13 protein-coding genes are annotated in these 11545 nt (G+C 66.8%); 4 read left to right on the top strand and 9 right to left on the bottom strand.

The features are described 5' to 3' along the window. Both KXJ60_RS04835 and KXJ60_RS04830 read left to right on the top strand, forming a co-directional pair. Positions 1-826, top strand: an 826-nt coding sequence (locus KXJ60_RS04835) for a tripartite tricarboxylate transporter substrate binding protein (RefSeq protein ID WP_291124644.1), incomplete at its 5' end; no start/stop codon positions are given. A gap of 298 nt (positions 827-1124) precedes the next feature. Continuing rightward, the gene (locus KXJ60_RS04830) at positions 1125-1910 is read left to right on the top strand and encodes a hypothetical protein (RefSeq protein ID WP_291124642.1); all 786 of its coding nucleotides are present in this window, start codon (positions 1125-1127) and stop codon (positions 1908-1910) included. Between the two features lie 18 nt (positions 1911-1928). Here the strand turns inward: KXJ60_RS04830 and kynA are convergent, their stop codons facing one another. The 8 genes from kynA to KXJ60_RS04790 form a co-directional block, all read right to left on the bottom strand. Then, entirely contained in the window at positions 1929-2789 is an 861-nt protein-coding gene (kynA, locus tag KXJ60_RS04825) for a tryptophan 2,3-dioxygenase (protein WP_291124640.1), read from the bottom strand. Positions 2790-2791: 2 nt separating this feature from the next. Next, on the bottom strand, positions 2792-4087 hold the full coding sequence (gene kynU, locus KXJ60_RS04820) for a kynureninase (RefSeq protein WP_291124638.1): 1296 nt from the start codon (positions 4085-4087) through the stop codon (positions 2792-2794). A gap of 20 nt (positions 4088-4107) precedes the next feature. Beyond that, the gene (gene kynB / locus KXJ60_RS04815) at positions 4108-4734 is read right to left on the bottom strand and encodes an arylformamidase (protein WP_291124636.1); all 627 of its coding nucleotides are present in this window, start codon (positions 4732-4734) and stop codon (positions 4108-4110) included. Positions 4735-4825: 91 nt separating this feature from the next. Further along, a complete protein-coding gene (locus KXJ60_RS04810) occupies positions 4826-5743 on the bottom strand; it encodes a class I SAM-dependent methyltransferase (protein WP_291124634.1) in 918 nt (305 codons plus the stop codon). Positions 5744-5751: 8 nt separating this feature from the next. Then, positions 5752-6072, bottom strand: coding sequence for a YkgJ family cysteine cluster protein (locus KXJ60_RS04805; RefSeq protein WP_291124632.1), 321 nt, complete (start codon positions 6070-6072; stop codon positions 5752-5754). A gap of 5 nt (positions 6073-6077) precedes the next feature. Continuing rightward, positions 6078-6380: a YkgJ family cysteine cluster protein gene (locus KXJ60_RS04800; protein ID WP_291124630.1), complete on the bottom strand. Its 303-nt coding sequence runs from the start codon at positions 6378-6380 to the stop codon at positions 6078-6080. Between the two features lie 55 nt (positions 6381-6435). Then, complete coding sequence (argF, locus tag KXJ60_RS04795) at positions 6436-7407, bottom strand: ornithine carbamoyltransferase (protein WP_291124628.1); 972 nt, start codon at positions 7405-7407, stop codon at positions 6436-6438. Beyond that, complete coding sequence (locus tag KXJ60_RS04790; protein WP_291124626.1) at positions 7404-8603, bottom strand: aspartate aminotransferase family protein; 1200 nt, start codon at positions 8601-8603, stop codon at positions 7404-7406. Before KXJ60_RS04790 ends, argF begins: the two co-directional genes overlap by 4 nt. Positions 8604-8869: 266 nt before the next feature. Here KXJ60_RS04790 and KXJ60_RS04785 point away from each other — a divergent pair, with 266 nt between their 5' ends. Then, on the top strand, positions 8870-9190 hold the full coding sequence (locus KXJ60_RS04785; RefSeq protein WP_291124624.1) for a DUF3579 domain-containing protein: 321 nt from the start codon (positions 8870-8872) through the stop codon (positions 9188-9190). Positions 9191-9329: 139 nt separating this feature from the next. Here the strand turns inward: KXJ60_RS04785 and rpsT are convergent, their stop codons facing one another. Next, positions 9330-9629 carry a 30S ribosomal protein S20 gene (gene rpsT / locus KXJ60_RS04780; RefSeq protein ID WP_291124622.1) on the bottom strand — a complete coding sequence of 100 codons (300 nt, stop codon included), beginning with the start codon at positions 9627-9629 and terminating at the stop codon, positions 9330-9332. A 170-nt stretch (positions 9630-9799) separates the two neighbouring features. Here rpsT and murJ point away from each other — a divergent pair, with 170 nt between their 5' ends. Continuing rightward, positions 9800-11359 (top strand): murein biosynthesis integral membrane protein MurJ, encoded by a 1560-nt coding sequence (murJ, locus tag KXJ60_RS04775; RefSeq protein WP_291124620.1) that lies wholly within the window; start codon positions 9800-9802, stop codon positions 11357-11359. Positions 11360-11545: the final 186 nt, after the last annotated feature.

Raw genomic sequence — 11545 nt, 5'->3', positions numbered from 1 at the left:
GGGGGGGGGGGCGGCCCCGCTGCAGCAGGCGCTGGGGCAGCCGGTGGTGATCGAGAACCGCCCCGGTGCGGGCGGCAACATCGCGGCGGCACAAGTGGCGCGCGCGGACGATGACCACACCATTGGCCTGATGATCAACGGCAACATGACGATCGCCAAGATCCTCAATCCCGACACGACCTACGACCCCATCAAGGACCTCACGCCGGTCTCGCTCATCGCGGTGGCACCGCTGGTGCTCAGCGTGCCGGCCACCGTGACCGAGAGCGGCGCGGCCTACATCGCAGCGGCGCGCGCGTCGGGCGACAAGTGGAACTACGGCACGCCCGGTGTGGGCACGGTGGCCCACCTGGGCATGGAGCTGCTCAAGAGCCGCGCAGGCATTGCACCCGTGCACGTGCCGTACCCCGGCAACCCGCAGGTCATCACGGCCATGCTGGGTGGCCAGGTGCAGATGTCGCTGTTGCCACCGGGCCTGGCCATGCCGCAGGTGCGGGCCGGCAAGCTCAAGGCCATTGGTGTGACCTCGACGGGCCGCAGCAGCCTGGTGCCCGATGTGCCCAGCCTCACCGAAGCCGGCGTGCGCGACTTCCAGCTGGAAATCTGGAACGCCGTGGCCGCGCCCAACAGCCTGCCCAAGGCGCATGTGAACCGGCTGGCCACCTTGCTCACCGAGATCGTGCGCCGCGAAGACATTCGCCAGAAGATCTTCGGCCAGGGCTGGCAGGTGGCGGGCACGGGCCCCGAAGGGCTGGCGCGCCGCATCAAGAGCGACACCGCCGCCATGGCCGAGGTGATCCAGCGCAACAACATCCGGCCGGGCTGAGCCACGGCGCTTCACGACGAAAGCAGGGGGCCGATGGCCCCCTGTTTTTTTTGTGCTGGATCAACCCCCGACTGGAAAGCCGGCCGACCCTTCCCCAGACGGGTATTAGTTCCTTACCCTGAGCCCTCAAACGGTATAAAAGCCTGCAACCACCCACGTACAGCCGCATCGTGAGACGCAGCAACGTGTGGATTCGGCGATTCGGCCCACGTTGGTTGAACGATTTCGTTTGGAGAAGGCATGGACGGCTTTCCGGTCTCGCTCACCGCAGGTGTCGCGCGGTCTGCGGTGTGAGCGCATGGTGGCTGCTTCGCGCGAACTGGACCGCACCGAGCGCCGGGTGCTCGGCGCGTTGCGCTGCGTGGACGCCACCACCGGCGCGCCCGTGCTGCAGGGCTTGCAGGTCGAAGCGCCACCGGGCGTGCACATCCAGCGCAGCCGCAGCGGCCTGTTCGTGGTGCACGGGGCGTCGCCCCTGGTCGCGGCGGCAGGTCGCGCCGGTTCGCTGCCGCTGATGCTCAAGGTGGGCGACCCGCAGGGGCAGTACCTCTCGCGCCTCGTGCGCATGGACCTTGCGCTCCACACGCATCTGGCGCACGCGGCACTGGTGGGGTCGTTGTTTCACCCGCTGGTGGTGCCGATGTACCTGTCGTCTTTCGGGCGCCTCCAGCCGTCATGGGTCGCGCTCAGTGCGAGTTTGCGTGCGGTGGGCAGCAACGAAGCGCTGGGTGGCGTGCTGCTGCGTGTGGTGAGCGATGGACAGGTACTCGCGCGCGGCATCTCGGACTGGCGTGGCGAAGCGCTGGTGCCTGTGGCCGGCATGCCGCTCACCACCTGGTGTGCCGACACCGGGACCGCGGCGGTGACCGCCATCCCGGCCACGCTGGAAGCCATCGCAGATCCGGTTCTCGTGACGCGCACGGCGCAGTCCCGCGTGGTCTTGGACCGCGCGCCCCCGTCATTGCCGCTGGTGGACCCGGTGGCACTGGAGGCCGCGCGCGACAGCCTCCCGCAGGCCCGCGCCCAGGTCAGTCTGGTGGCGGGCCGGTCGTTGCATGTGTCGCTGGCGATGGCGCTGCCCTGAGCGCGGCAGCGCGCCGCTTCACAGGTCGGTGCGCAAGCGCCAGATCTCGGGGAACAGCACCACGTCCAGCATCTTGCGCAGGTAGCTCACGCCGCCGGTGCCACCGGTGCCACGCTTGAACCCGATCACGCGCTCGACCGTGGTCACATGCCGAAAGCGCCAGAGGCGGAAGGTGTCTTCGAGGTCGGTGAGTTCTTCACCGAGCTGGTAGAGGTCCCAGTGGTCTTTGGGGTGGCGGTACACCTGCAGCCAAGCTTGCTCCACGGCGTCGCTGGCCTCGTAGGGCTGCGTCCAGTCGCGCTGCGTGTGGCTTTCAGGCACCGCCAGGCCGCGCCTCGCGAGCAGGCGCAAGGCTTCGTCGTACAGCGACGGGGCTTCGAACGCCGCCTGCACCACCGCCATGCGCTGCGGGCTGTGTGCGTGCGGCTTGAGCATGGCCGTGTTCTTGTTGCCCATGGCGAATTCGATGCAGCGGTACTGGTGGCTCTGGAAGCCGCTGGACTGCGCCAGGTAAGGGCGCAGGGCGCTGTACTCGGGCGGCGTCATGGTGGCGAGCACGTCCCACGCGTGCACCAGCTGCTCCATGATCTTGGAGACGCGCGCCAGCATCTTGAAGGCCGGTTGCAGTTCGTCCTGGGCCACGTGGGCAATGGCCGCATGCAGCTCGTGGAGCATGAGCTTCATCCAGAGTTCGCTGGTCTGGTGCTGCACGATGAAGAGCATCTCGTCGTGCGCAGGCGACAGCGGCCGTTGCGCGCTCAGGATGCTGTCGAGCTGCAGGTAGTCGCCATAGCTCATGTCGCGGCTGAAGTCGAGCTGCGCGCCTTCCTCGCGCACGATGTCTTCGGGCTTGGACGCGCTGGGCTGGTGCGGGCACATGCTCAGGTCACCGCGTGTTTCTGGTTGAACTCGGCGCGCTTCCACTCGCCGCTCTCCAGCACCTGGCGCAGCTGGTCGGCGGCATGCCACACGTCTTCAAAGCCGATGTAGAGCGGCGTGAAGCCGAAGCGAAGGATGTCTTTGGAGCCCGTGCGTCCTGAGCCTGTCGAAGGATCGCCCGCGCGGAAGTCGCCCACCACGCCACGCGCAATCAGCGCCTGCACGATGGCGTAGGCGCCTTCGTCGCGTGTGAGGCAGACCTGTGATCCGCGCTGCGCGTGGTCCAGCGGCGTGGCCAGTCCGATGCCGTGACCGTGGCAGCGGTCGTCCACGAGTTCGATGAAGAGGTCGGTCAGCGCGAGCGATTTGCGGCGCAGCGCGGCCATGCCGCCGTGGGCTTCGGCGGCCAGCAGGGTGTCCACGCCACATTCGAGTGCGGCCAGGCTGATCATGGGTTGGGTGCCGCACTGGTAGCGCGTGATGCCGGGGGCGGGTCGGTAGTCGGGCGTGAACTCGAACGGTGTGGCGTGGCCCCACCACCCGGCCAGCGGTTGCCAGAAGCGGTCGGTGTGGCGCGGGTGCACCCAGACGAAGGCGGGTGCGCCTGGGCCGCCGTTGAGGTACTTGTAGCCGCAGCCCACCGCGTAGTCGGCGCCTGCGCCGCTCAGGTCCACTGGCACGGCGCCTGCACTGTGCGCGAGGTCCCAGACCATGAGCGCGCCGGTGGCGTGCGCGGCGGCGGTCATGGCGTGCATGTCGTGCATGGCGCCGGTGCGGTAGTTCACGTGGGTGAGCATGAGCACGGCCACGTCGGACGTGAGTGCGGCGGCAATGTCGTCGGGCTCGACCAGCACGAGCTCGAAGCCGCGTTCCCGGCACAGCGCTTCGGCGATGTAGAGGTCGGTGGGGAAGTTGCTGCGTTCGCTCACGATGCGCTTGCGCCCCGGTTGGTCGGTTTCGGCCAGGTGCAGCGCGGCCGAGAGCACCTTGTAGAGGTTGATCGAGGTGCTGTCGGTGGCCACCACCGTACCGGGCTCGGCGCCGATCAGGCGTGCGATCTTGTCGCCCACTTTCTTCGGCAGGGCAAACCAGCCGTTCTTGTTCCAGCTCTGGATGAGGTCGGTGCCCCATTCGCGCGCCACCACATCGGCCACGCGCGCCGGTGCGCTGCGCGGCATCACGCCCAGCGAGTTGCCGTCGAGGTAGATCGTGCCCTCGGGAATGTGGAAGAGATCGCGCAGCGAGCGCAACGGGTCTTGCGCGTCGAGCGCGCGGCAGTCTTGCAGGTTCATGGTCATGGGGTCGGCCCAACGGGCTTTCAGAGTTCGCGAAGGACGGCGCGCACGGGGCTCGCGTCGGCGGTGGTGAGTTTCAGGGGCAGGGCAATCAGCTCGTAGTCGCCTTCGGGCACGTCATCGAGCAGCAGGTTTTCCAGCACGCGCAGGCCGCGCCGGCGAATGGTCTGGTGGCTGTCCAGCGTCTTGCTGCTGGCCGGGTCGATGCTGGCGCTGTCGATGCCGATCAGCCGCACGCCGAGGTCCGCGAGCTGCTCCACGGTGTCAGGCGCGAAAGCGGGGAGGTTGTCGTCGAAGCGGTCTTGCGGCTGGCGTTCGTACACGCGCACCAGCACGCGCGGCGGCAGGGCGCCGAGCGCGTGCGCGATGTGTTCAGGCCGGACCAGCGGGCCGCAGCCCATGGCATGGATCACGCGGCAGGGGCCCAGAAAGGCGTCGAGCGCCACGGCGCCGATGGCTGCACCGCTGGGGTCGTAGTGCAGCGGTGCGTCGGCGTGGGCACCCACGTGCGGCGAGAGCGTGATCGCGCTCACATTGACCGGACACCCCGGGCCGATGGTGGCGGCCCACACCTGCGAGTAGGCCGTGTCGCCCGGAAAGACCGGGGCCTGGGCGTGGATGGGCGGGGAGATATCCCAGAGCTTTTTCATGGTGCGGTGAAGGTAGCACCGTGAAAAAAGCCGTGGTGTCGGTTATTTCCAACGACCTTTCAAAATACTTGAGGTCTGAAGCAAACAGGGGTCAACCGAGCGGCGGCAGCCGCACCAGCAGCACCTTGAGCGCGCGGTCGGGCGATGCATCGGCAAACACCGCCGGGTTGGGCAGGCGTTGCAGCAGCTCCAGCTCGGGCGCGTGCGTGGCGAGCAGTTCGTGCAGGAACTGTTCGGGGATTTCGGGTGCGTTCAAACAGAGCAGGGCGTGGCCACCCGGACGCAGCAGGTCGGGCAGCCGGCGCACCAGGCGCGCGTAGTCTTTCTGGGCCACGAAGCTGCCCTTCTGGTAGCTCGGCGGGTCCGCGATCACCAGGCCATACGGTCCCATGCGCGTGACCTTGCCCCAGGAGCTGAAGAGGTCGTGGGCAAGAAACTTGGCGCCACTCGTGATGCCGTTGAGCGGGTGGTTCTGCTGCCCGGTGGCCAGCGCCCCCTGCGCCATGTCCAGGTTCACCACCTCTTTGGCACCTCCCTGCAGCGCTGCCACCGAAAAGGCGCAGGTGTAGGCAAACAGGTTGAGCACCTTGTGGCCCCGCGCGTGGGCCCGCACCCAGCGCCGGCCCTCGGCCATGTCCAGGAACAGGCCATGGTTCTGGCCGCGCAGCAGGTTGACGCGGTACTTTGCGCCGTCTTCCATGACCACGTGCGATTCAGGCACGCTGCCGGCGATCACGGTGGTTTCGCTGCGGCCTTCGTGCCGCGTCTGCAGCACGGCATTCAGCGGCTGGCCGGGGGCGGTGTCGGCGTGCCGCCGCTCAAGCGCAGCCGCCAGTGCGGCCTTCTCCTGCGGCGAGGCTTCGCCAAACTTGGTGACCAGCCACACAGGCGGGTAGGCGTCGAGCGTCCAGGCTTCGCTGCCGGGGTACAGGGCGCCTCGGCCATGAAACAGGCGTTGGGCGTCGGTGGGCATGTCCGCGGTGGCGATGGCGTCGAGCAGGGCTTGCATGCGTGTGTTCAGAGGGGCGGTTCGTGGTCGAGGGCCGGCAGGCCATGGCGCGCCCGCGCCTTGTGGCAGGCGTAGCTGCCCTCGCGGAGTTCGTGGCAGGGGGCGGGGCGCTGGTGGTAGATGGTGCAGCCCACGGCCGTGCCCACGGTACCGCTGAGTGCGACGCAACGAATCGGCACCTCGCCCGTGCCGCGCATGCGGCAGGTGCTGCCATTCACCGGCTCGGTCAGCGCGGCGGGCACCGAGCCGCCCGCTTCGTCGAGTTCATACACGGCAAACTGCACGCGGTAGGACGCGCAGCAGGCGCCGCAGGTCTGGCAGGCGGACATGGTGCTCAGAGCGGTGCCAGCCCGTGGCGGCGCCGCGCCTGCGCGCAGGCATCGCTGCCCTCTTCAAACTCGCGACACGGGTTGGGGCGCCATTCGTAGATGCCGCAAACGGCCTTGAGGCCAATCTGGCCAGAGAGCGCCGCGCAGCGCGGGCGGCCATGGTCGGTGCCGCGCAGGCGGCTGATGTGATCGGTCACCGGTACCCACAGCCCATCGGGCACGCTGCCCCCTTCCGACTGCGTTTCGTGCACCGAGAAGTCCACGCGGAAGCTGGCGCAACAGGCGCCACAGGTCTGGCACTGGCTCATGGCGTGGCGCGCAGGGGTCTCAGGTGCAGCAGGCGATGGAACGCGGAGCCCGCACTCAGGCCAGGCGACCCAGCAGAAGGTATTCCATCAGCGCCTTCTGCACGTGCATGCGGTTCTCGGCCTCGTCCCACACCACCGATTGCGGGCCGTCGATCACTTCGGCGCTGACTTCTTCGCCCCGGTGCGCCGGCAGGCAATGCATGAAGAGGGCGTCGGGCTGGGCCGCGCGCATCATGTCTTCGTCCACGCACCAGCGCTTGAAGGCTTCGCGGCGCACTTCGTTCTCGGCCTCGAAACCCATGCTGGTCCACACATCGGTGGTGACCAGGTGTGCGCCGCGGCAGGCTTCGCGCGGGTCTTTGAAGACCTTGTAGCAGCCGTGATCGCGAATGCCGGCGAGCACGGGGTCCACCTCGTAGCCACCAGGCGTGCTCACGTGCACGGTAAAGCCCAGCAGCTCGGCCGCCTGCAGCCAGGTGTTGGCCATGTTGTTGCCGTCGCCCACCCAGGCCACCACCTTGCCCCGCAAGGCGGCCGCGTCGGGCTTGCCTTCGGCATTCGTGCCACGCCGCTCCAGGAACGTGAACAGGTCGGCCAGGATCTGGCAGGGGTGGAACTCGTTGGTCAGGCCGTTGATCACGGGCACGCGCGAGTGAGCGGCAAACGCTTCGATCTTGCTTTGCTCGAAGGTGCGGATCATCACCAGGTCGACCATGCGGCTGATCACGCGCGCGCTGTCTTCGATCGGCTCGGCGCGGCCAAGCTGGCTGTCGCCCGTGGTCAGGTGCACCACCGAGCCACCCATCTGGTACATGCCCGCCTCAAAGCTCACGCGGGTGCGCGTGCTGGCCTTCTCGAAGATCATGGCCAGCGTGCGGTCGGGATCGGCGAAGGGCTGGTATTTTTCCACCGCCTTGAACTTGCGCTTGATGAAGGCCGCGCGTTCGAAGAGGTAGGCGTAGGTGGGGGCGTCCAGGTCTTTGAACTGCAGGTAGTGCGGGATCGTCATGGCGGTGGTCGTGCTCATTCGGCCAGGAAGGCGTGGATCAGCGGCAGCAGGATGCCCGCCACCTCGTCGGCCTCGGCCGTTGTCATGATGAGGGGCGGCACCAGCCGGATCACGCTGTCGGCGGTGACCGAAATCAGCAGGCCAGCGTCGGCTGCGCGCTGGGTCAGGGCGCCACACGGGCGGTCCAGCTCGACGCCGATCATCAGGCCCTGGCCACGGATGTCCTTCACACCCGGCTTGCCAGAGAGGCTTTTTTCGAGCGCCGCACGCAGGTGCTCACCCACGCGCGCGGCGTTCTCCAGCAGGCCGTCTTCTTCCATGATGCGGATCGTTTCCACGCCGGCGCGCATGGCCAGCGGGTTGCCGCCAAAGGTGGTGCCGTGGTTGCCGGGCTGGAAGATGTGGGCGGCCTTGGGGCCAGCCACCACCGCGCCGATGGGCACGCCCGAGCCCAGGCCCTTGGCCAGCGGCATCACGTCGGGCAGGATGCCCGCCCACTGATGGGCGAACCACTTGCCGGTGCGGCCCATGCCGCACTGCACCTCGTCGATCATCAGCAGCCAGTCGTTGGCATCGCACAGGGCGCGCACCTCCTTGAGGTACTGCGCACGCATCGGGTTGACGCCGCCTTCGCCCTGGATGGTCTCGAAAAACACGGCCACCACGTTGGGGTTGCCTGCGGTGGCCTTCTTGAGCGATTCAATGTCGTTCTGCGGCACGCGGATGAAACCTTCCACCAGCGGGCCGAAGCCGGCCTGCACCTTGGGGTTGCCGGTGGCCGAAAGGGTGGCGATGGAGCGGCCATGGAAGGCCTTGTCGTAGACCACGATTTCCGGGCGCTCGATGCCCTTGTCGTGCCCGTACTTGCGCGCCAGCTTGAGGGCGGCTTCGTTGGCTTCCAGGCCGGTGCTGCAGAAGAACACATTGGTCAGGCCCGAGCGCTCCACGAGCAACTGCGCAAGCTTCTCCTGGTCGGGCACGTGGTAGTAGTTGCTGCAATGGATCAGTCGGGCCACTTGGTCCTGCAGTGCGGGCACCAGTTTGGGGTGGGCGTGGCCCAGGGTGTTCACCGCGATGCCCCCCAGCGCGTCCAGGTATTCCTTGCCGTTCGTGTCCCACAGACGGCAGCCACGGCCATGCGACATCGCGATCGGCAGGCGGCCGTAGGTGTTCATCACGTGGGGTGAAGCGACGGGCTTGAGGGCGGCATTCATGCGGGAGACTCCGTGGAAAGGGCCAAAAAGAAAGCGGCTCAACGAAGGTTGAGCCGTTGAAGCGCGATTTTAGGCGCTGCGGGTGGGCATCATCATTGCTTGTTGGGCATCGAAGAAATGCGATCCAGGGCCTGGCCGAAGGCCTGGGTTATCCCTTGGTTCAAGTCTTATATAAGATAGAATACCTCCCGATCTCCCCAGCGAGCGATCCTCGCTCTGGCGGTGGTTTTCTCCCAGCCGAGCCCTCCATCCGAAGGCTTCCCCCGATGGTTTCACCGACAGCCAAACAAGTCTTCATCCAGGGCGTCACACAGGACGGTCGCACGTTTCGCCCCAGCGACTGGGCCGAGCGCCTGGCCGGGGTCATGAGCTCGTTTCGCCCGGGCGGTGCCCAGCCCGGCAGCCACCTGAGCTACTCGCCCTGGTGCGTGCCCAACACCATCAACGGCATCAAGTGCGTGGTGGTGCACCACGATCTGCGCGAAGCCGAGCCCATGGCCTGGGACTTCTGCATGAACTTCGCGCGCGACAACGGCTTGCAGGTGGCGGAAGCCTGCCTGCTCCCGGAAGAGCCGCGCAAGCCCTGAACCGATTCCTGCGTCACCGTGCAGGCAACAAAAAAGCCGTCTTGCGACGGCTTTTTTGCTTTTGCTGGCAGCGCACCCGTTTCAAACGGCAGGCCGGAAGGCCTGGGCTGGTGGTCTGGCGGGGCCAGACCGGTGGGACTCAGGCAGCGGCTGCTGCGAGGCCCTTGACTTTGGCCGACAGGCGGCTCTTGTCGCGCGCGGCCTTGTTCTTGTGGAAGATGCCCTTGTCGGCCACGATGTCGACGACTTGCTGCATCTTGGCGAACAGTTCGGTCGCCTTGGCTTTGTCACCGGTCAGAACGGCTTTTTCAACGTTCTTGACGGCGGTGCGGTATTTGGAACGCAGCGAGGTGTTGGCTGCATTGATCTTGATGTCCTGGCGGACGCGCTTGCGGCCGGATGCCAGACGGGGGTTCTTTTTCTTCGGCTTGGTTGCCATGGTGATATTCCTTCAATGTTTGGGGATGATGCCAGCAAAGCCCGCGATTTTAGCATGGGCAACCTGGCCCGCAACCCGGGCGTGCTGGGGCCGCCGCCGTGGGGCCGCTGTCGTCCGCATGGGCGATCGACCCGATCTTTCGCGCCAGACGCGGTCGTTACACTCATCGCGTGTCCCTGTTCAAGTCCGCTTCCCTCGTCTCGCTGCTCACGCTGGTGTCGCGCATCACGGGCCTCGTGCGTGAGCTGTTGATGGCCGCAACGTTTGGCGCCAGCGCGCTGACCGACGCGTTCAACGTCGCTTTTCGCATCCCCAACCTGTTGCGGCGCCTGTTTGCAGAGGGTGCCTTCAGTCAGGCGTTCGTTCCCGTCCTGGCCGGCGTGCGCGAGAAGGAGGGCGACGATGCCACCCGCCAGCTCGTGAACCAGATTGCCACCGTGCTGGCGTGGGCGCTGTCGGTCACTTGCGTGCTCGGCGTGCTGGGGGCGCCGGTGCTGGTCTGGGCCATGGCCAGTGGATTGGACGACGGCGGGTTTGACTCAGCCGTGTTCATGACCCGCTGGATGTTTCCTTACATCGCCTTCATGTCCTTTGTGGCGCTGTCGGCCGGCATTCTGAACACGTGGAAGCGTTTTGCGGTGCCTGCCGCGACACCTGTGCTGCTCAACGTGGCCATGATTTCTGCAGCCGCCTGGGGGGCGCCGTGGTTTGCCAAGATGGGGATCGAGCCCATCTATGCCATGGCCGGTGGCGTGCTGCTGGGAGGTGTGTTGCAGCTCGGCGTGCAGATTCCTGCGCTGCACCGGCTGGGCCTGTTGCCCCGGGTGAGCCTGAGGTGGTCGTCCTTGAAAACCGCCTGGCACCATCCCGGCACGCGCCGTGTCACCACGCTCATGTTGCCGGCGCTGCTCGGCGTGAGCGTGGCGCAGATTTCGCTCTTGATCAACACGCAGATCGCGTCGCACCTCACGGCTGGCAGCGTGAGCTGGCTGACCTACGCCGACCGGCTCATGGAATTTCCCACCGCCATGCTGGGTGTGGCACTGGGCGTGGTGCTGCTGCCGCAACTGGCCGCTGCCAAGGCCGCGGACGACACGGCGCGCTACAGCGGCCTGCTCGACTGGGGCCTGCGCCTGGTGGTGCTGCTGGCGGTGCCTTGCGCGGTCGCGTTGCTCACGTTTGCGCACCCGCTGGTGGCCGTGCTCTACCACTATGGCGCCTTCACGGCGGCCGACGTGCAGCGAACCGCCACGGCGCTCATGGGCTACGGCGCGGGTCTGATCGGCCTCATCGCCATCAAGGTGCTCGCACCGGGCTTCTACGCCCGCCAGGACATCCGCACCCCGGTGAAGATCGCCATTGGCGTGCTGCTGCTCACGCAGCTGCTCAACGTGTTGCTGGTGCCCAGGCTGGCCCATGCGGGCCTGGCCCTGGCCATCGGCATCGGCGCCATGGTCAATGCGCTGTTCCTGCTGGTGGGTCTGGTGCGCCGCGGGGCCTACAAGCCGTTGCCTGGCTGGGCGCTGTTCAGCATGCAGGTGCTGGCGGCCAGTGCGCTGCTGGCGGTGTTCCTCATGTGGTGCGCCGAGCATGTCAATTGGCTGGGCTTTCAGGGTCAGGCGCTGCAGCGTGTGGGCCTGCTCACCTTGTGCGTGCTGGGCGCCATGCTCGTGTATTTCCTTACGCTGTTGGTGGCGGGGTTGAACCTGAGGCAGTTCGTCAGAAAATGACGTAATCTGCGGCTTCAGGACCATCGCCACCATGCCGACGCCGTACGTACATGAACGCCCCCTATGCCAGCCTCTCAATTCGTGACAACGCGAAGGTGAAGATTGCTCCCGTACATTCGGACTGTGAGTGCAGCTTTTGACTGCGGTCCCTGATGGGATTTGCTGGTTGGCGCCTCAATCGCTTAC

Origin of the sequence: Hydrogenophaga sp. (assembly GCF_019264445.1) — a bacterium.
GTDB lineage: Bacteria > Pseudomonadota > Gammaproteobacteria > Burkholderiales > Burkholderiaceae_C > Hydrogenophaga.
This window is presented reverse-complemented; position numbering and strand designations above follow the sequence as displayed.

Coding starts and splice junctions, on each gene's coding strand:
- kynU (WP_291124638.1), bottom strand. CDS start 4,087: ATGACCATGAACCTGCAAGACTGCCGCGCGCTCGACGCGCAAGACCCG.
- KXJ60_RS04790 (WP_291124626.1), bottom strand. CDS start 8,603: ATGAATGCCGCCCTCAAGCCCGTCGCTTCACCCCACGTGATGAACACC.
- KXJ60_RS04810 (WP_291124634.1), bottom strand. CDS start 5,743: ATGCAAGCCCTGCTCGACGCCATCGCCACCGCGGACATGCCCACCGAC.
- KXJ60_RS04800 (WP_291124630.1), bottom strand. CDS start 6,380: ATGAGCCAGTGCCAGACCTGTGGCGCCTGTTGCGCCAGCTTCCGCGTG.
- KXJ60_RS04805 (WP_291124632.1), bottom strand. CDS start 6,072: ATGTCCGCCTGCCAGACCTGCGGCGCCTGCTGCGCGTCCTACCGCGTG.
- KXJ60_RS04830 (WP_291124642.1), top strand. CDS start 1,125: ATGGTGGCTGCTTCGCGCGAACTGGACCGCACCGAGCGCCGGGTGCTC.
- kynA (WP_291124640.1), bottom strand. CDS start 2,789: ATGTGCCCGCACCAGCCCAGCGCGTCCAAGCCCGAAGACATCGTGCGC.
- kynB (WP_291124636.1), bottom strand. CDS start 4,734: ATGAAAAAGCTCTGGGATATCTCCCCGCCCATCCACGCCCAGGCCCCG.
- rpsT (WP_291124622.1), bottom strand. CDS start 9,629: ATGGCAACCAAGCCGAAGAAAAAGAACCCCCGTCTGGCATCCGGCCGC.
- argF (WP_291124628.1), bottom strand. CDS start 7,407: ATGAGCACGACCACCGCCATGACGATCCCGCACTACCTGCAGTTCAAA.
- KXJ60_RS04785 (WP_291124624.1), top strand. CDS start 8,870: ATGGTTTCACCGACAGCCAAACAAGTCTTCATCCAGGGCGTCACACAG.